This window comes from Aidingimonas lacisalsi (assembly GCF_008079445.1).
In the GTDB taxonomy this organism is placed as follows: Bacteria; Pseudomonadota; Gammaproteobacteria; order Pseudomonadales; family Halomonadaceae; genus Aidingimonas; species Aidingimonas lacisalsi.
In genome coordinates this window covers 157,075-176,661 of sequence record NZ_VRYH01000007.1, presented here as the reverse complement: position 1 = coordinate 176,661, position 19,587 = coordinate 157,075, and the positions used below count along the sequence as shown (strand labels likewise).

At 58.8% G+C, this 19,587-nt stretch carries 17 protein-coding genes; 7 read left to right on the top strand and 10 right to left on the bottom strand.

The features are described 5' to 3' along the window. Window positions 1-62: 62 nt before the first annotated feature. Window positions 63-581 carry an RpnC/YadD family protein gene (locus FVV99_RS18840; RefSeq protein ID WP_236645427.1) on the bottom strand — a complete coding sequence of 173 codons (519 nt, stop codon included), beginning with the start codon at window positions 579-581 and terminating at the stop codon, window positions 63-65. Window positions 582-809: 228 nt separating this feature from the next. Here FVV99_RS18840 and FVV99_RS15365 point away from each other — a divergent pair, with 228 nt between their 5' ends. Further along, complete coding sequence (locus FVV99_RS15365; protein WP_148254971.1) at window positions 810-1,643, top strand: helix-turn-helix domain-containing protein; 834 nt, start codon at window positions 810-812, stop codon at window positions 1,641-1,643. Window positions 1,644-1,681: 38 nt separating this feature from the next. Further along, window positions 1,682-2,440 carry an SDR family NAD(P)-dependent oxidoreductase gene (locus tag FVV99_RS15360; protein ID WP_148254970.1) on the top strand — a complete coding sequence of 253 codons (759 nt, stop codon included), beginning with the start codon at window positions 1,682-1,684 and terminating at the stop codon, window positions 2,438-2,440. 151 nt (window positions 2,441-2,591) lie between these two features. Here FVV99_RS15360 and FVV99_RS15355 read toward each other — a convergent pair whose 3' ends face one another. Both FVV99_RS15355 and FVV99_RS15350 read right to left on the bottom strand, forming a co-directional pair. Then, the gene (locus FVV99_RS15355) at window positions 2,592-2,885 is read right to left on the bottom strand and encodes a hypothetical protein (protein WP_236645426.1); all 294 of its coding nucleotides are present in this window, start codon (window positions 2,883-2,885) and stop codon (window positions 2,592-2,594) included. A gap of 8 nt (window positions 2,886-2,893) precedes the next feature. Next, the gene (locus FVV99_RS15350) at window positions 2,894-4,327 is read right to left on the bottom strand and encodes a sigma-54 interaction domain-containing protein (protein WP_148255000.1); all 1,434 of its coding nucleotides are present in this window, start codon (window positions 4,325-4,327) and stop codon (window positions 2,894-2,896) included. Between the two features lie 570 nt (window positions 4,328-4,897). Here FVV99_RS15350 and speB point away from each other — a divergent pair. The 4 genes from speB (at window position 4,898) to FVV99_RS15330 (ending at window position 10,864) form a co-directional block, all read left to right on the top strand. Next, the gene (gene speB / locus FVV99_RS15345) at window positions 4,898-5,848 is read left to right on the top strand and encodes an agmatinase (protein WP_148254969.1); all 951 of its coding nucleotides are present in this window, start codon (window positions 4,898-4,900) and stop codon (window positions 5,846-5,848) included. Between the two features lie 43 nt (window positions 5,849-5,891). Beyond that, a complete protein-coding gene (locus FVV99_RS15340; protein ID WP_148254968.1) occupies window positions 5,892-7,274 on the top strand; it encodes a YjiH family protein in 1,383 nt (460 codons plus the stop codon). A gap of 73 nt (window positions 7,275-7,347) precedes the next feature. After that, window positions 7,348-8,949, top strand: coding sequence for a 5-guanidino-2-oxopentanoate decarboxylase (locus tag FVV99_RS15335; RefSeq protein ID WP_148254967.1), 1,602 nt, complete (start codon window positions 7,348-7,350; stop codon window positions 8,947-8,949). A gap of 469 nt (window positions 8,950-9,418) precedes the next feature. Further along, complete coding sequence (locus tag FVV99_RS15330; protein WP_148254966.1) at window positions 9,419-10,864, top strand: aldehyde dehydrogenase family protein; 1,446 nt, start codon at window positions 9,419-9,421, stop codon at window positions 10,862-10,864. A 120-nt stretch (window positions 10,865-10,984) separates the two neighbouring features. Here FVV99_RS15330 and FVV99_RS15325 read toward each other — a convergent pair whose 3' ends face one another. The 4 genes from FVV99_RS15325 to FVV99_RS15310 form a co-directional block, all read right to left on the bottom strand. Beyond that, complete coding sequence (locus FVV99_RS15325) at window positions 10,985-11,254, bottom strand: Lpp/OprI family alanine-zipper lipoprotein (RefSeq protein WP_148254965.1); 270 nt, start codon at window positions 11,252-11,254, stop codon at window positions 10,985-10,987. Window positions 11,255-11,435: 181 nt separating this feature from the next. Continuing rightward, entirely contained in the window at window positions 11,436-12,017 is a 582-nt protein-coding gene (locus FVV99_RS15320) for a L,D-transpeptidase family protein (protein ID WP_148254964.1), read from the bottom strand. 92 nt (window positions 12,018-12,109) lie between these two features. Continuing rightward, window positions 12,110-13,687 carry an ATP-binding protein gene (locus FVV99_RS15315; protein ID WP_148254963.1) on the bottom strand — a complete coding sequence of 526 codons (1,578 nt, stop codon included), beginning with the start codon at window positions 13,685-13,687 and terminating at the stop codon, window positions 12,110-12,112. Between the two features lie 65 nt (window positions 13,688-13,752). Further along, a complete protein-coding gene (locus FVV99_RS15310) occupies window positions 13,753-14,964 on the bottom strand; it encodes an EAL domain-containing response regulator (RefSeq protein WP_148254962.1) in 1,212 nt (403 codons plus the stop codon). A 214-nt stretch (window positions 14,965-15,178) separates the two neighbouring features. Between FVV99_RS15310 and FVV99_RS15305 the strand changes: the two genes are divergently transcribed. Then, the gene (locus FVV99_RS15305; protein ID WP_161599013.1) at window positions 15,179-17,653 is read left to right on the top strand and encodes a diguanylate cyclase domain-containing protein; all 2,475 of its coding nucleotides are present in this window, start codon (window positions 15,179-15,181) and stop codon (window positions 17,651-17,653) included. 17 nt (window positions 17,654-17,670) lie between these two features. Here the strand turns inward: FVV99_RS15305 and FVV99_RS15300 are convergent, their stop codons facing one another. From FVV99_RS15300 to FVV99_RS15290, 3 genes are read right to left on the bottom strand one after another with little or no spacing between them, the layout of a single operon-like run. After that, a complete protein-coding gene (locus FVV99_RS15300; protein ID WP_148254960.1) occupies window positions 17,671-18,267 on the bottom strand; it encodes a DUF4202 domain-containing protein in 597 nt (198 codons plus the stop codon). Window positions 18,268-18,287: 20 nt separating this feature from the next. Next, window positions 18,288-19,214 carry a cation diffusion facilitator family transporter gene (locus tag FVV99_RS15295; protein ID WP_148254999.1) on the bottom strand — a complete coding sequence of 309 codons (927 nt, stop codon included), beginning with the start codon at window positions 19,212-19,214 and terminating at the stop codon, window positions 18,288-18,290. 20 nt (window positions 19,215-19,234) lie between these two features. Continuing rightward, window positions 19,235-19,471 carry a hypothetical protein gene (locus tag FVV99_RS15290; RefSeq protein ID WP_148254959.1) on the bottom strand — a complete coding sequence of 79 codons (237 nt, stop codon included), beginning with the start codon at window positions 19,469-19,471 and terminating at the stop codon, window positions 19,235-19,237. Window positions 19,472-19,587: the final 116 nt, after the last annotated feature.

Genomic DNA, 19,587 nt, shown 5'->3' with positions numbered 1-19,587 from the left:
CGCAAGCCCTGCCTTGTGACACCGCCGGGCGCCTTACGGCGCCATCGCGACTGAAGTCGCTCCTACATTTCGTTCCGCAATGAGGTGATTTCCTCGATCGACAGGCCGGTCGCGCGCGCAATGGCTGCATCGTCCAGGTTAGTGGTACGCATCAGGTTACGTGCCGTCTCGTGCAATGCTTCCTGACGTCCTTCCCGCCGACCTTCATGGAGACCTTCGTGAAGCCCTTCCTGCCTTCCTTCATGGAGGCCTTCCTGTTTCCAGCGTTGCGGCCATTGGCTGGTACGTTCCTGCAACATGTCGTATACCTCCTGAAGCTCTTCCAGCCGCTCAAAGGGTTGCCACTCTTCCTCGGGGGCCTGGCGTGGCGTCCAAACGCGTTTCAACCAAGCCGTGAAGGCGCGGCGCAGGTCGCCCTGATCATCAGCATACAACCATTCGACCATACGCCCCAATACCTCCAGCGCTTCATCGATCCCCCGATGTAGCTGTTGTCGTGCTGGGCCATGTCGTTGCCCTCCCTGGCTTGATGGTCCCGGATGCTTGTATGTCACTCCCTGACGGTGTGGCAGCCGCCACATTAAATGAATATCATCTTATATAATAATGCCATAAATGCCACGCCGGGCGCCTTACGGCGCCATCGCGACTGAAGTCGCTTGCTACGACAACCGGGTGCCAGCGCTGCGTCGACACGGGGAACGCCCCTAACGTGATGCGGTTCATACTGGCAGACTATGTCACAACATGTGACTATGTAAGAGACGACTGATTGACCCTACAAGCCCAGCACGGTCTGACTATCTTTCATGCAATTCAACGACTTGATGCAAGCAGAAATCTGGCTTCAACAACAGATCGAAGCCGCACCGTCACTGGATGCCCTTGCCAGCCGGCTAGGCTACTCCAGTGTTCATCTGAACCGTGAATTCAATGCACACTTCGGCGTGCCCGCGGGTCAATATCGAGACACTTTACGCCTGGAACGAGCCGCGCTACTGCTGGGGGTCACCCAACGCAGTGTCACCGATATCGCCATCGAGTGCGGCTACAGTAGCTCACCGGTATTGAGCCGGGCGTTCCGCGGTCATTTTCAGATGTCGCCCCGCGAGTTTCGGCGTCAGTTCCAGGCCATGCAGCCTGAATTGGTCAATGCGGCCGTACCCGATGGCGACATCGGCAATGTCACCATGGAGACCACGACACCGGCACCACTGCTGGTCGTACGGCACTACGGCTACGATCAACCCGCCCCACCTACCGATCTCTGGCAGGTTTACGCTAACCAGGCACCCACCCCGCCGCCCGATGCTCAACCTTGCTGGATCTATCACGACCACCCGGGAATCACGCCGGCCTATCGTGTGCGCATCGATTTCGGCTACCGCTTGCCTCACCCGCCCGAACGGCCTGCTCCTCTGCCCTTTCGGCACGACGAGCTGGGCGTCCATCGCGTCGCTCGACTCGTCATCGACGATATCGATCGAATGGAGGATGCCTTTGCCTATCTGGTGCTGAAAGCCATCCCCGAGTCAGGTGAAACGCCCAGCGGCGAAGCCGCCTCGGTCGTCTGGCGGCAGGGACGTCCGGGCGACGATGGCAAGCAAGCGATCGAGCTACGCGTGCCGGTCAGTCGAATATGATAGCGTGTCTTTCGAACACGCACTGAAGGAGAGCCATCATGAATGATATTGCCTTGATCACGGGTGCAACGTCAGGTTTTGGCCGTGCCGCCGCACGGCGCTTTGCTGCCGCTGGCTGGTCGGTCATCTTGATAGGCCGGCGCCAGGAGCGACTCGAGGCGTTACAACGCGAGCTGGACGCTCAGACCGACATACTGACGCTGGCCCTGGATGTCAGAGATGCCGACGGCATCGCCGATGCCATCGCGTCATTGCCGGAGCCGTTCCGCCGCGTGAAAGTGCTGGTCAACAACGCCGGCCTGGCCCTGGCCCCACAGCCTGCGCAGGATGTCGATCTAACGGACTGGCATACCATGATCGACACCAATATCACCGGGCTGGTGAACGTCACTCATGCTCTGCTTCCCATCCTGATCGAGACGGGCCAAGGGGCTAGTATCATCAATATCGGTTCGGTTGCCGCAGATTCACCGTATCCGGGCGGCCATGTCTACGGCGCCAGCAAAGCGTTCGTGCAACAATTCAGCTACAACTTGCGCTGCGATTTACTCGGTACGGGCGTCCGCGTGACGGATATCGCACCAGGCATGTCGGAGACCGAGTTCACATTGGTTCGTACACGCGGGGATAAAGCGGCCTCGGATGCCTTGTATCAGGGTACGACACCGTTGCAAGCCGAGGATGTCGCCGAGCAGATTTTTCATGTCGCGACGTTACCGGCGCACATCAATATCAATCGGCTGGAACTCATGCCGACACGGCAGGCTTGGTCGAAATTCGCCGTTGACCGTGATTAACGCTCGGCCCGTCGTGAGAGCCACTCCAGGGAGGGAGTTGACACGCCGAAGCACAAGATGCGTCGCGCGGAACTTCACCAACAGTGGATCGTTGCGTCTCGAATCACGCGCATGTCATGGGGCCTAGGCATTGTCTGGCAAGTGCCTAGTGTCATGCGATACGCCCGAGTTCCATCAGGGTTCGCATCAAGGTACTCACCGACTCCGAAGGCAGACGGTATTCCGCCATCAGATCCTGTAGTCGCTTTTCGAACAGCCGCTGACGCTCTTGCTCTTCCGCCTGACGGCGAGCTTCCCGCGTAGCGGCGTCCTCTTCCGGTTCGACATGATTCTGACCGTTACCGTCGAGTTCTTTCAGTGCTTCGGCAAACGCGTCGTCGAGTTCACGGAACTTGCGTAGTTTTTCACGCTCATCCATGGATTTAGAGAATTTCTGTTGTCGCATTCGGATCGTTATTTACGTTGAGAAACGGATAAACCGTATTTGGCTAGTTTACGCACCACACTGGGCTGGCTGATTCCAAGCGTTTCGGCCATGGCATACGTACTGGGCACACGGTCGCATAAGCGTGCGAGGATACCGCGCTCATAGGCCTGCATGGCTTGCCTGAGTGTCTTGCCGCCGTCAATGGCCGTTGCAGCCTCGGCGGATAACGGTGCGTCTTCTCCCAGTATACCGCGATTTGCGCCGTTGGCGAGAGTCACTTGGGCATCGCCTCCAATCATGTCGCCGGCGGAGGAAAGCCATGCCCGCTCCATCCAGTTTTCCAACTCACGCACATTACCCGGCCAGTCGTGACTCATCAATTCCGCCCAGACCGTCGAGTGCAGCATCTTTTCCTGACCATACCGGTCATTGAGACGCTTGAGTTGCAATTCAGCCAGGCCGGGAATGTCTTCACGCCGTTCGCGAAGTGGTGGCAACGTGACGGGTATGACATTCAGACGATAGTACAGATCGAGCCGGAAGGCGCCTTGTTCGACCTGACCGGCCAGATCATGGTTGGTGGCCACCACGAGACGAAAATCGACACGACGAGAGCGCGTATCCCCAAGGCGAGTCAAGGTGCCATCTTGAATGACTTTGAGCAACTTGGTCTGCATGGGCAGCGGTAGCTCTCCGATTTCGTCAAGGAACAACGTGCCCTTGTGAGCCTGTTCCAGCATACCTGCCTTGCCCTGTCGTGCCGCACCACTGAACGCGCCAGGCTGATAGCCGAACATTTCGGACTCGAACAGACTGTCTGGAATGGCACCACAGTTGACATCGATGAAGGGGCCGTCGCGGCGTTCGCTCCAGCGGTGAAGTTGCCTGGCAAAGGCCGTTTTGCCGACACCCGACTCGCCCAGCATGAGAACGGTGGCATCCGTCGGCGCCACTCGTTTGAGCAGCAAGGCGATTTCGCGCATCAACTGGCTACGCACTTGCAGCTTGTGATCGAGACTGTCGAGCGCCATGTCGTCGCCGATCGAGTGCGCATTGGTACGTTTGAGATGCTCGCTGAAGCGGCGCTGCAATAATGAATATTCGTCCTGCAACCACTGAAGGTCGGTCAGATCCATCGAACGACTGACGACGCGTTCGATCCTGCCGTTGACGTAGACCGGATGGGCCTGTGCGATCACGCGTCGTCCGGTTGCGGTCTGCTGCATCAACTGCGCCGGTTTCCCGGTGCGAAACACTTCCAGGCTGACAGAGGGCTTCAGTACGCCTCGCTCGGCCAACTCATACACCGTGGATTGACATAACTCCTCGCGAGACAGGCCATAGACTGCCACCGCACCGGGACTGACATCGATGACACGCCCATCGCCATCGACGACGAAAAAGTGGTCATGCGCCGTTTCGATGATGGTCTTGAGGACTTCGGCGTCGATATGTGACATCGGCTTGACCCATTTCAGGGGGTAATCGCTAACCTGATTCATTATCACATCAACAATTTATTTTTGCATCAATTGTACGGCCATAGCGATGCAAAAATGTATCTTCCAGCCACAACACCCTTATAAATCAATAAATTAAAATTGGCACGGAATGTGCCTGAGATTATAGGCGCGGCTAAACCGCAATGCAGGACAACAAGCCCTGCCGGGGGTGCCGCCGAGCGTCAATCGCGACTGAAGTCGCTCCTACAAGACATACGGAGAAAGGGGTTCGTAGGAGTGGTTTCAACCGCGATACAGGGCAACAAGTCCTGCCGGGGGTGCCGCCGAGCGCCAATCGCGACTGAAGTCGCTCCTACAGGACATACGGAGAACGGGGTTCGTAGGAGTGGTTTTAACCGCGATGCAGGGCAACAAGCCCTGCCGGGGGTGCCGCCGAGCGCCAATCGCGACTGAAGTCGCTCCTACAGGACATACGGAGAACGGGGTTCGTAGGAGTGGTTTCAACCGCGATGCAGGACGTCGCGCACCTGACATCGCTGCATAGCCACCATCAGCCAGGAGACGAGAATGAGCGAGTTCAACCAGCCTCTAGGCGGTAACGAGATGCCCCGTTTCGGCGGCCCAGCCACCATGATGCGGCTGCCTACCCAGGACGATGCTGCCGGCCTGAATGCGGCTTTCATCGGCATCCCCATGGATATCGGTACATCCAACCGGCCGGGTACGCGTATGGGCCCGCGCCAGATCCGCGATGAATCACGCATGCTACGCCCCTACAACATGGCCACCCGTGCCGCGCCATTCGATAGCCTGCAAGTGGCGGATATCGGCGATGTGCCGATCAATACCTTCCACCTGCCCAAGAGCATCGACATCATCACCCGGTACTACGATGAGGTGCTCGCCCATGACTGCACACCGCTGACACTCGGTGGCGAACATACGTTGACCCTGCCTGTTCTGCGCGCCATCGCGAAAAAGCATGGGCCTGTCGGACTCATCCATGTCGACGCTCATGCCGACATCAACAACCACATGTTCGGTGAGCCCATCGCTCACGGTACGCCGATCCGCCGTGCCCAGGAGGAGGGTCTATTGGACAGCCGTCGTGTCGTTCAGATCGGTCTGCGTGGCACGGGATACGCAGCCGACGACTTCGACTGGTGCCGCGAGCAGGGATTCCGCGTCGTGACGGCCGAGCAGTGCTGGTATCGCTCACTCGAACCCTTGATGAGGGAAGTGCGAGAACAGATGGGCGATGGCCCGGTTTATATCACCTTCGATATCGATAGTCTCGACCCGTCGGTAGCTCCAGGCACCGGCACTGTCGAGATGGCTGGTCTGACCGCCTCACAGGGCCTGGAAATCGTTCGCGGCGCCGAGGGGCTGAACATCGTCGGCGGCGACCTGGTGGAAGTGGCGCCTCCCTATGATACCAGCGGCAATACGGCACTCATGGGCGCCAGCCTGCTGTACGAAATGCTTTGCGTGCTGCCCGGCGTCACGCACCGCGACTGATCAGCTGTTGAGGTCAATACAACAATTCACGAGGAATCTCTCAATGACTTCCATGGACACCACGAGTGGCGAGACAACGTCCAATGAGCCGCTCAATCGACGCAATCTGCTCAAGTTCCTGATTCCATCGGCGATCGGGGTTGGGCTGTTTCTGATCCCCTTCTCCACCGGCGATACCATCAATATCGGCATGGGCATGATGGCCGACGGCCTACAGGCCATGCTTGGCGACGCCTTGCCGGCCATTGCCGTGGCGGTGCTGTGCTTGTCGGTCGTGTTGACCACACTCGTCAAAGTCACGAAACCGAAATGGGCACGCGAAGGCGTTTTCCAGGAGATGTTCGATGTCCTTCCGATATGGTTCATCATGCGCGGCTTGGGGGCATTGTTCGCGCTGATGACCTATTTCCAGGTCGGCCCTGACGTCGTGACCGCCGACTTTACCGGTGGTGTCATGCTGAATGATCTGGCTCCGGTGCTACTGACGTTCTTCTTCTTTGCCGCACTCCTGCTGCCCTTCCTGGTCGACTTCGGCTTCATGGAATTCATCGGCAGCCTGGTGCGCAAGCCGTTTCGCGTCATATTCAACCTGCCGGGACGCAGTGCCATCGATGCCACCGCCTCCTGGATGGGCTCCGGCACCGTCGGTGTCCTGATCACCACCCAGCAGTACGAACGGGGTTACTACAATCGCCGTGAGGCCTCGGTCATTGCCACTAACTTCTCGATCGTGTCGATCGCATTCGCGTTGTTGGTGACGAGTTTCATCGGCATCAACCACCTATTCGTTCCGTTTTATCTAACCGTCGTGGTGGCCGGCCTGACAGCGGCCGTTATCGTGCCGCGCCTGCCACCGTTGTCGCGCAAACCGAACACCTATTACGAACCGGTCGGTTGCCAACTGGTCGAGAAAGAGACCAGCGGCATGGGCGTGTTTCGCTTCAGCTTGTCCCAGGCCGTGAAGCGTGCCGACAAGGCTCCCGGGCCACGGCAACTGGCACGCCATGCACTCATCAATGTGGCCGATATCTTTCTGGCACTGCTGCCACTGGTCATTGCGATCGGCACGATTGCCTTGATACTCGCCGAGTTCACGCCGTTATTCACCTGGCTGTCCTATCCCATGGTGCCGGTGCTCGAGCTATTGAGAATTCCGGAAGCCGAGGCTGCAGCTCCGGCGACGCTGGTCGGTTTCGCTGACATGTTCCTGCCCGCCGTACTGGCATCCAATATCGAAAGCGAACTGACCCGCTTCGTCATCGCCTGCCTGTCCCTGACTCAGTTGATCTACATGTCGGAGATCGGCGCGCTGCTGCTGAAATCCAAGATACCACTCAAGCTCTGGGAGCTGCTGGTGATCTTCCTGCTACGCACTGCCATCACGCTGCCGATCATCGCCGGCATGGCACATCTATTCTTCTTTTGATCCCAGCAACGAGATGCGGACCGCGAGCCCATGAAGCGTGTTGCTCGCGGTTCGTAACCAGGAGTTCCCATCCATGACATGCGCGCAATTGCTGTTGCAGTTACTCCACCACACCTATGGGGTCGATACCGTGTTCGGTATTCCCGGCGTGCATACGGTGGAATTGTATCGAGGGCTCGAGGGCTGTCCGATTCGTCATGTCACGCCTCGCCATGAGCAAGGTGCCGGGTTCATGGCCGATGGTTACGCCCGGTCGACCGGCAGACCTGGCGTGTGTTTCATCATCACCGGGCCAGGCATGACCAACATGGCGACCGCCATGGGGCAGGCGCTGGCCGACTCCGTGCCGATGCTGGTGATTTCCAGCGTCAATCGGCGCGACACCTTGGGTCTGGGCCAGGGGCGCTTGCATGAACTGCCCAGCCAGCAGCAGACGTTGGCCGGCGTCAGCCGTTTCAGCCATACGCTGCTGGATCCGGCGAATCTGCCTGGCGTGCTGGCACGTGCCTATGCCCTGTTTCGCGGCGCACGGCCAGGGCCGGTGCACATCGAGATTCCCATCGACCTGTTCGATGCGCCGGTGACGCCGCCGACCCACTGGCATTCACCCGCGCTATACCCGGCCGCACCGGATCCCCAGGGTATTGCGACAGCCGCAGCGTGGCTGAACGATGCGCAGCGGCCTCTCGTCCTCCTGGGCGGTGGCTGCGTCGATGCGGCACCAGCCGCCCGGATACTGGTCGAGCGCCTCGACGCCCCCACGGCGACAACGATCAATGCCAAAGGGGTTCTCGGCCGCGATCATCCGCTGGATCTGGGCGCCAATACCGCCCTGCCGCCGGTACGCGAGCTGGCACACCAGGCCGATGTCATCCTGGCCGTAGGAACCGAACTGGGCGAAACGGATTACGACGTCGTCTTCGACGATGGATTCGCGCTGAATGGCAAGTTGATCCGAATCGATCTCGATCCCGAGCAGTTGGTACGCAACCAGACGCTTGCGCTGGGGCTGGTCGCGGATGCCGGACGCAGCCTTTCCGTCCTGCTAGAGGCGTTTCCCGCGACGCTCTCTCGCGGTGGGCATGCGCGTGCCGACGACGCTCGCAATGCCCTGGCACTGCGTGATGATGCTGACCTGGCACCGTTCGTGCCACTATTCGACACCCTCCAGTCCAGACTCCCGGATGCCATCCTGGTCGGCGATTCCACGACACCGGTCTACGCCGGCAACCATCTGGTCTCGCAGCCGGAACCAAGACGTTTCTTCAATGCCTCCACGGGCTACGGCACACTGGGGTATGGCCTGCCCGCCGCTCTCGGCGCGCAACTCGCTCAGCCTCATCTCCCCGTAGTCGCGCTGGTCGGCGACGGCGGCATCATGTTCACGCTCTCGGAACTCGCTACCGCCGTCGAAGAACGCCTCCCGGTCGTGGTGGTGCTATGGCACAACGCCGGCTACGAAGAAATTCGCCGCTACATGGATGCCAACCATGTGACCCGGCTCGGTGTTGATCTTCAGGCCCCCGACTTCCTGACCCTCGCCCGAGGCTTTGGCTGCCTGGCGACCCATGTCGACAGACCCGACGAACTGGCCGATGCCCTGGTTTCACGACCACAGGACGGGCCGTTGTTGATCGAAGTGGATGCGGCAGCCTGGATGAACGCCATCGGTTGAGAACGACATCGCGACTGAAGTCGCTGCTACCTGACACTGGCAGCGGGTGTTGTAGGAGCGGTTTCAACCGCGATGCAGGGCGTTAGCCCTGCTCTGTGACACCGCCAATCGCGACTGAAGTCGCTCCTACCTGACATCGGCAGCGGGTGTTGTAGGAGCGGTTTCAACCGCGATGCAGGGCGTTAGCCCTGCTCTGTGACACCGCCAATCGCGACTGAAGTCGCTCCTACCTGACATCGGCAGCGGGTGTTGTAGGAGCGGTTTCAACCGCGATGCAGGGCGTTAGCCCTGCTCTGTGACACCGCCAATCGCGACTGAAGTCGCTCCTACCTGACATCGGCAGCGGGTGTTGTAGGAGCGGTTTCAACCGCGATGCAGGGCGTCAGCCCTGCTGGATATGCCACCGTGGGCCCTGACGACGCCAATCGCGACTGACGTAGCGCCTACAGCACACATGGAGAATGACACCATGCAACAACTCGACCACCAGTTCATCGATGGCCGTTGGGTCCCGTCTCAGGGCCGGCGCCGGCTGGCGGTGACCAACCCGTATACTGAAGAGACGATCGCGGAAGTGACGGCGGGTGATGCCGCCGATGTGGAGGCGGCGGTTGCCGCGGCACGTCATGCCCTGCCCGGCTGGCGGGCACTGAGCGGCGCCGATCGCGCGATCTACCTGAATGGCTTCGCCGCAGCGTTGAGCGAGCGCCGCAAGGAATTGATGCGTCTGTCTTCAACCAACAACGGCAAGGCGCTGGCGGAAGCCGGCATCGACCTGGATGATGCCATCGCCTGCTATCGCTACTATGCCGAGCAGGCTCGTGCGCTGGATGAGCGTCAGGGACAGCGTGTCGAACACGACATGACGGGGGTCGAAGCGCGCCGTTATTTCGATTCGGCCGGCGTCGCTGGCCTGATAACGCCATGGAATTTTCCGCTGGTCACCAGCGCCTGGAAACTGGCTCCCGCCCTGGCCGCCGGCTGTACCGTGGTACTCAAGCCCTCGGAAGTCACCCCGTTGCCCGAACAGGCGCTGGCAGACATTGCCTCGGACATCGCTCTTCCCGACGGTGTGCTGAACCTGCTCCACGGCGATGGTGAAGGTATCGGGGCGGCGATGACGGCTCACTCCGGAATCGACAAGTTCTCCTTTACCGGCAGTAATGCCGTCGGTGAAAACGTCATGCGAGCCGCCAGTCAGGGCAGCCGCAACGTATCGCTCGAGCTGGGCGGTAAGTCTCCCATTCTGGTGATGGAGGATTCGGACCCGCAACGGGCGGCGGATTGGATCATGGCGGGTATCTACTTCAACATGGGACAGGTCTGCTCGGCGACTTCCCGTCTCCTGGTGCATAGGGCCATAGCCGACGACGTTTACGATGCCCTTGCGACTCGAATCGATGCCATCAATCTTGGCGACCCATTGGCCGAAACGACCGATATGGGGCCTCTGACAAGCTCACGCCAACGTGACACGGTAAAGGGTTATCTTGAAATCGCCCGGCAAGAAGGACTGACAGCGGTTCGTGACGACAGGCATCGTCAGTTGCCCAAGCAAGGCTATTTCTTGGCTCCGACTCTGTTCCGGGATGTGCCCACCTCCAGCCGCTTATGGCGCGAGGAAGTCTTCGGTCCGGTACTCTGCGCTCGTAGTGTCAACGATGAAGCCGAGGCCATCGCTCTGGCCAATGACAGCGACTTCGGTCTGGCAGCGACGGTAGTCAGCGGCGACAACGAGCGTGCAAAACGGATAGGGCGACAACTGCAAGCGGGCAGTATCTGGTTCAATGGCGAACAAGTCGTCTTGCCCCAAACGAGCTGGGGAGGCTTCAAGCGAAGCGGTATTGGCCGGGAACTGGGGCCATGGGGGCTCGATGCGTATCTGGAAGTGAAGCACTTGATCGGCCCGCAATGAGCGGGGGTGTCTACCCATGACGAACGACCCCGCCTGAGCGGGGTCGTTCGCGATACGAATCACGGTTGTCGACAGGATCATGACTTAGCGTCAAGCCCGCCGGCAACCGCCATTGGCATCTTACTTCTGCATGGAGCGCTCGAACATGCGATCCATTTCTTCACGGTTTTCCTGAGCCATCTGCATGGCAGCTTGAGCATCACGCTGCGCTTGGTTGGCAGTGTTCTGCGCTTGCTGTGCAGTGGCATTGGCTTGTTGGGCTTCAGCTTGCGCGTCTTCGGCGATGGTACGCACTTCTTCCAGAGAGCTCTGAGAAGCGCAACCAGCCAGAACGGCCAGAGAAGCGGCAGCAGCAGACAACTTTAAAGTGGTCTTGAGAGTCGTGGACATGATGATCTCCTTGTGTCTTCCTTGGTTCAGCCTTGAATTATGCCTAGTTTCCCAGGCTACTGCATTGAGCAGGTTCTTCCCAATACTGACTCTAGTCTTTTGAGGCCAAGAGTCAAACGCCGTTTTATTATAGACGATACCGCTTTGTCTACCGCTCAATTCGCGTCGTCACAAACAAAGACTAGCGGATGACGACGCGTGTGCCAATATCGATGTTGTCATTCAGCCATTCTATCTGTTCATTGGTCACGGCGATACACCCTTGCGTCCAGTGGAATCGGCCGTGAATATCCTCGTCGCTCTCCCCCAGACCGTGAATACCAATGTCGCCACCTAGCGGCGTATCTTGTGGCGGTTCACCGTACCGACGCATGTACTGATGGTACGCCTCGTACTCGTCACGATCGATGAGCCCGGCGTTGAATGACTTCCTGACATGGGCCGGCGTCGGGTAATTAAGTCCCAGGAAAATGTGGAAGCGACTCTGCATGTTGACCCGGTTGATACGAAACTCCCCTGTCGGGGTTTTCCGGTCACCTCTGACACGCAGTGGCGCGGCACCGCCCCGCCCCAGGGATATGGGTTCGAAATGCTCGATTTCCTGGTTACCCTCGTAGACAGTCAGGGTGGCACTTTGATCATCGATCAACAACCAACGCTCATTGGGACGTGGCGAAAAGTCGGTATCGATTGCTGCCTGCAACCCCATGACCGGTAACAAGGTCATGATCAGCAAGGCTAGGCTTTTCGTGGCTCGATTCATCAATGCTGGATCTCGTGTAACGAAGAGGATGACGCTCGATTTCTACGCTATTCACCCTGAAAACTCAATGACAACCCGCTATTCCGGCTCCTTCACTCTTTCGCTTGGGCACTATCCAGCGCCTGCCGCACGGTGCGCGCCAATTCCTTGTGTCGGTAGGGCTTGCTCAGCAGCAGCACGCCGGGGTCCAGTCGGCCTTGATGGACGATGGCATTTTCGGTATAGCCGGACGTGTAGAGGACTTTCAATGTCGGCCTGATCGCCCTGGCCCGGTCGGCAAGCTCCTTGCCATTGATACCGCCCGGCATGACGATATCGGTGAACAACAGGTCGATATCGTCGCGCTGACGAATCATGGCCAGAGCCTCTCTCCCGCTGGCCGCCACGCTGACCAGATACCCCAACGCAGCTAGCTGTTGATGGGCATAGCGACGAACCAGGTCGTCGTCTTCGACCAACAGGATGGTTTCTCCACCCCCTTCGGTCTCCGCTGCAGCAAGCTCTGCGTGAGCGTCTCCGGCTTCCCCATCGGCAAGCGGCAAGTACATTTTCACCGTCGTTCCCTGACCGGGTTCGGAGTAGATGCTGACATGACCGCGTGATTGCTTGATGAACCCATAGATCATGCTCAGGCCTAGGCCGGTACCTTTACCGGCTGACTTGGTCGTAAAGAACGGTTCGAACACCCGCTCGAGATGCCCACTGTCGATTCCCTCACCAGTGTCGGAGACCGCCACCATGATGTAGTCGCCGGGCTCGACCTCGTCATGGTGATCCGCATAGTACTGATCCAGATGCGTAACGGCCGTTTCGATGACCAGGTTGCCACCTTGCGGCATGGCATCTCGCGCGTTGAGCGAGAGGTTGAGCAGGGCATTCTCGAGCTGAGAGGGATCGACCATGGCGCGTTGGCCATGGCTACCGGCAATGATGTCGACTTCGATGTGCTCGCCCAAGGTGCGGTGCAACAGGTCATACATGCCCTGCAAGGTCTCGTCGACTTCGATGGCACGGGGCTCAAGTGGCTGACGCCGTGCATAGGCCAGTAGACTCTGCGTCAAATCGGAGCCGCGTTGAGCGGCACTGACCACCATGTCGGCCAGGTTCGCAAGACGCGGCTGATTGTCCAATTCCTCGACCAACAGCTCGGCATTGCCAAGGATGACGGTCAACAGATTGTTGAAATCGTGCGCAACTCCGCCGGTCAATTGTCCTACCGACTCCATCCGCTGTGAGCGGACGAGCTGCGCCTCGAGCTCGATACGCTGCGTAATGTCGGTGATATATCCTTCGAGCGCCAGGACTTCATCCTGCTCCCCTCGCACCGCATTCCCCTGTTCCCACACCCACTTTTCGTCACCGTGTGCCGTGATGAGCCGGTAAGTGATGCTATAGGCCTCACGCGCTTCGATCGCCCGGTAGACTTCGTCTTCCAAGCGCTGGGTATCTTCGGGATGCAGCAAGTCGACGAACGCGACTCGCCGGTTGTACAGCAGATCATCGGGACGATAGCCGGTCAGAGATAGGCAGCCGGCACTGATGAACAGCATCGTCCAATGAGCGTCAAGCCGGCAGTGATAGAGCATGCCGGGAATATTGCGCAGCAACGAGTCGACATGACGTTCCCGTGCCAGTTCACGCAGGGTATCGGAGGGGTGATCAGGAATCATGATTGCCTCGTACGCATTGTCTGACGTATGACGTCGTGACTTGACACGGCGTCCTGGTGCCCGTATCAGTCATCCTGACGTTCGTTCAGCCATCCGGAGATACGGTGTGTCGGCATCGGACGAGCGATGAAATACCCTTGAGCATAGTCACAGCCGATATCCCGTAGAAACGCCAGCGCGCCTCCGTCTTCCACGCCTTCTGCTACCACATCGAGTCCCAGGCTATGCCCCAACTCCACCGTCGAACGGATGATCGTGCGGGCTTCTTCGGAGCTCGTTGCCGTCATCACGAAGGATTTATCGACCTTCAATTCGGAAAACGGGAGACGAGCCAACTGCATCATCGACGAGTAACCGGTGCCAAAATCGTCGATGGCGACATGGAACCCCTTCATGCGCAGCCGCGTCAGCAATTCCAATGCCATCACCGAGTCTTCCATTGCCGCCGTCTCGGTCATTTCCAGGGTGACCTGTCCAGGTCTGACGGTTTGCCTGCGACATCGCACCGCCAGGCGGTCGGCAAAATCCAGGTTGACGAGCGTCTTGGCGGAAAGATTGATCGCCAGCGACATGGCAGGTTCATGTTGCAACGCCGACACCCACTGAAGCGATTGCTCGATGATCAGGTCGGTCAAGGGATCGATCAGATCCAGCGATTCCGCCATGGGGATGAATCTATCCGGGGTAATGATACCGGCGTCGGGATGCTGCCAGCGTACCAGGGCCTCGAACCCTACGACGGAATTGTCGCGACAGGCGATCTTGGGCTGATAGACCATGATGAATTGATTCTGCCCGATCGCCTCACGCAGTGCCGTCTCGGTCACTTCGAAGCCCCCGACCGAGTCCACGGCATCCAGGCCCTCGCCCTGCCGAGAGACCGGGGAACGCGAGGATTGTCCCAAGGCATCCTGCAATTTCTGCCGGGTGAAAGGCTTGGACAATACCCCCAGCACATTGAGGCGGTGTTCGGCCGCTGCGCGCTCGGCGGCATCCAGTACCCGAGTCCCCACACCACTGGAGATGATGATGGCCACATCACACTCGAGTCTGGCCAATTGCCGCATGACTTCGACGCCATCCATATCCGGCATGATCAGGTCGATCACGACGTGGGTCGGCTGCCATTGGCTCAGCGCGTCGAAAAAATCGCTGGCCTTGACCACCGAGCGCGCTTCCATGCCCAGACTCTCGGCCATGAACGCCATTGTCTGGCCGACACCCGGATCATCGTCGAGAACGAGTAATCGTTGTGGTTCAGCAGTTCCTTGCGGCATAGATCAACAACCAGGTTGCGGTATCCAGCGAAGCGGGCGTCCCGTCCGATGAGCGACCGACCAAGACATTATTGTGTGTATCGGCAAGTTTCAGGAAAACTTGCATATTGCTTTCATGAACCTACCCATGTAGCGTAGACAAAACCACGGAGGGGTCATATCAGCGTCATACTTTTTTATGGCGAGCTTACGTTTCCATAGGTTTCCCCTCTTCATGCTTCAGATAGACGATGGTGGCCTGGCCCCCTCCCTGAAATTGGCCAGCTCCCACGATCATATTCTTGTCCTGCTTTCCCTGTTGGTCGCCGTTCTCGCGTCTTATAGTGGCCTGTTGCTGGCCTCGCGCATGAGTCTGGCATGGAAGCGCTGGTCTTTGGCCAGCAAGAGCGTCTGGCTGATTCTCGGTGCCACGGTCATGGGGTACGGTATCTGGGGGATGCACTTCATCGGCATGCTCGCCTTTGAATTACCTCGCCAGGTATTCTACGACCCCGTGATCACGGCGCTATCGGGCATACCGGCCATTCTGGCCTGTATGTTGCCGCTGTATCTGATACTCGCCAAACACCGCCGCATGAGCCTCTACCTGCTGGCCGGCCTGATTCTCGGCCTGGGTATCGCCGCCATGCACTTCATCGGTATGGCGGGCATGCGCATTGTCGCACTCATGCGTCATGACGCCTCGTTACTCCTGCTATCGATCGTCTTCGCACTAGGTATCGGTAGCCTGGCCATGGTGGTATTGCGAGCCGGCATGGGCAGTGCCATGGCTCGACACTTCATGACCCACCGTACCACCTTCACCGGTGCGTGCATCATTGGCATGGCGGCCACCTCACTCCATTACACGGCCATGGTATCGGTCAACTTCTATTCACAGCCCTTTGCCATCCCGAACGATGCGATTCTCGGCTCGTCCTGGCTGGCCACGGGCGTGACCATGGTTGCACTGGTTTTGGGAACGGTAACGGCCATTTCGGTAGCCGTCATGCGTCGTCTCCAGACCAGTGCGGACCTGCTGCATGTCACTCACCAGCAGCTCACGAGAGCCGTCGAAGCGATCGGCGATGGCGTCTTCCTGGTCGACAGTCAAGGACGGTTGTTGATGTGCAACGAAGCCTTTACTCACATTACCGGCTATCGTGTCGATGACGTCGTTGGAGAGGTGCCCAGTGCACTGCAGTCGCCGCACCACGATATCGATTTCTATGAACACTTGTGGGATACCGTGATACGTCGCGGTGAATGGCAAGGCGAGATATGGGATCGGCGACACAACGGAGAGGATTATCCGGCACGACTGATGCTGAGCGCCATTCACTATGACGATACCGACGATACCATTCATTTCGTCGGCACGATCACCGATATCACGGAGCGCAAGGCCGCCGCCGACAAGATGGCAGAGCTTGCCTTTCTCGATCCGCTGACCCATGTCGCCAATCGCCGCTTGCTACTGGACCACCTGCAGCATGCCTTGAACACGTCCGAGCGTACGCATAGCCACGGTGCGTTGTTGATGCTCGACCTGGATCACTTCAAACAGCTCAACGACACCCACGGGCATGATAAAGGCGACCTGCTGCTTCAACGGATGGCCAACCGGTTGAGCGATTGCGTTCGAGCGGGCGATACGGTGTGTCGTCTGGGTGGCGATGAATTCGTGATTCTGCTGGAGAATCTCGATGAGTCACTCAACACAGCGGTGACTCAGGCCGAACGTGTCGGCAACAAGATCATCGAGACACTACTACCCACCTATGATCTCGAGGGTGTTTCCTGCCAGATTACCACGAGTCTGGGCATCACGATGTTCGGCGACGAACCGGTCAGTAGTGACTGGGTGCTCAAGCAAGCGGATCTGGCGCTCTATCGCTCCAAGGAAGCCGGTCGCAATTGCCTGCACTTCTACGACCCCGATTTGCAAGCCGCGATCACCCATCAACATGCGTTCGAGGAAGAACTCGAACGGGCTCTGCAGGAACAACAGTTCCATCTGCGCTTCCAGCCTCTCGTCGATGCCCTTGGCAACCTGCAGGCCATCGGTGCGCGTTGCTATTGGGATCATCCACGCCACGGCATGCTGGCACCCTCCGACTATCAAGCGGATATCGAGAAGCACGAGTACCAACTGGCGTTCAGTGAATGGACGCTGGAAGCCGCCTGTCAGCAACTGACCCTCTGGTCACAAAGCGCCGAGATGGCCAACATGACCCTGGTCGTCGACATCCATGCAGCCCACCTGTATCAACCCGGCTTCGTCGATGACGTATGCGCACGACTGTCCAGCCCGACCCGTCTCATGCTGCAGGTGAGCGAGTCGCTGGTTCGTCAAGGAACTCCCCAGACACTCGAGATCATGCACCAGTTGAAACAGGCGGGTATCGCACTGTCGCTCCATGAGTTCGGCCAGCATGGCTTGCCTCTCACCCTGTTGACTGACCTTCCGGTCGATCAGTTGAGTGCCAACACCCATCAACGATCACTGCGATTCACGTCAACCGTGCAGAATCTGGCCACGCAGCTGTCGCTTCCCCTGGTCGCCGCCGACGTATCGACACAGAGCGAACGTGAGCTGCTGATATCTCAAGGGTACCAATACTTCCAGGGGGCCTGGATCGGTGAGCCGCTGACGACGATCGAACTCATCGGCACCCCGACGCTGGTCACCAACACCAAGGTGTCATGACGCGCTGACGCCGACATTCACGTCAATGCTTTGTGCATCAATGCCTGATGGGTCTCGGGCAGGCTGATGGTCTGCGCGAACGATTGGCCATGCGGCGACATCTTCTTCCAGGTCTTGCGGATGATCCGTAGCAACTTGTCTTCGTCGTCAAGGTGCTGTTCCGCGAAATCGACGAAGTCGTATTGCAGAAACACCAGGCAGGCCGTGTCCTCGAGTGCCTGGGCCTCGGAATCCCGCTTGATGCCTTCCTTGCGGATCAACGCAGCGGCTCGTTCGCAGTCCGCTTCCTCATAGCCGACCTCACGCATCACCTCCGCGGCCCGTTCAGCTTGCAAACGTCCCAACTCACGCCGCCAGGCCAAGTACCCGGGACGGTCGCGCGGATAGTCGTCGCGGGGGAGACGCCAGCGTTGCAAATGCTGAGCTCGCACCGCCAGTTGCAGCACCTCACTGGCATCAGGTTTGACTGTCGCCAGCCACTCGCTCATGCGTTGGGCATAGACCTGCTCATAGGGCTGGGATCGGCCCTCGACGATCGTCTCTCGCGGATCGTCGCCATGCAGGGCATCCAGTCTCGCGACGGCGCGTGCGAAGGGGGAGTCGGTATCGCTCATATTGGCCTCCACGTTGTGATTCATCGCTCGGAGGATAGTTCAGGCCACTCCGCCCAGCGATCACTGGCTGTAAAAACGACGTCGATGACCGGCGTGGCATAAGCGTCGCGGACTTCCCGGTCAACACGTTCGCGTATGGCGTCGAATTGCTGGACGGACGATACGGGATAGGTGTCCGGCAGTACGACGTGGACAACCACATATAGCGTTCGACCTGGCCGTACCATGCGAACATGAATGCGCCTGGCAGGCAGATCAGCGAGCGCCCGCTCGACCGCGGCGCGAACCGGCACGGCGACAGCACTCGGCGGCCTCCGGTTGAGCAGCTCCAGTATGGCACCGGATGCCATGCGCACAGGGACTCCCAGGCACAGCACTACCACGGCAATGACCAACAAGGAGTCGATGTAAGGAATCGGGGCCTGCCAATCCGCCCACTGCAACAGCGGGATCAGACAAAATGCCAGCAGTACGGCACCGGAAATCACACTGTTGACGACCCAGTTGTCGCGGTCGGCTCGCACCAACGGACTGTCAACATGATGAAGGGTACGTCCAAGTACCCATGCAGTCAGCGAGCAGATGAGGGTAGCAAACAGGGCATAGCCTATCGCCAGGCCTGCAGCAATGCGATGACCGCCCTCCAGCAGGGTCAGGGTTGCATCGAAGAGAGCGAAGCCCGACACGCCAAGAATCAACAGCCCTTTGCCGGCATTGACCAGCGATTCGAAGTAGCCGTAACCAAAGGGGAAACGCTCGTCATCCGGTCCGCTGGCCAAACGACTGACACGCAGTGTGGCCAGCGATACCATGAAATAGACTAGATTGAACAAACCATCGAGGAGAATGGCCTGCGATGCCGTGGCGATCGCCGACGCCGTTGCAACGACACCGATCAGCAAAGCCACGCAAGCGGATAAGAGCAGACCACTCCGTTCAGTCGTCATCACGCGGTGCCGTGACTCCATCAATGAACGGTTGAGGGAAGAACCTGCTCCTCGCTCTCTTCCTGCCACAGTTTACTGCGTGTAATGGCATGGTCGATCATTTCCTGCGCCACTTCGAAACGGCTCTGACGCAGCAACTCGGCAGCTTCTTCGGAAAAGCGGATACGCAACAGCGGTTCGCCCTCGCCTTCGGCACTGCGCAGCACTATCTCGCCGTCATTGAGTTCGACGATTTCCAGAATCGCGGTATCGGTCACGGGGCTCTCCCTTTACTTCTTCAGTGCGTATTCGTCGATACGTTCTCGTTACGGTAACGAGTGCCGGCCGACACGATGGCTATCCCGGAGACAGCCATGGGGACTCGACGAAACGC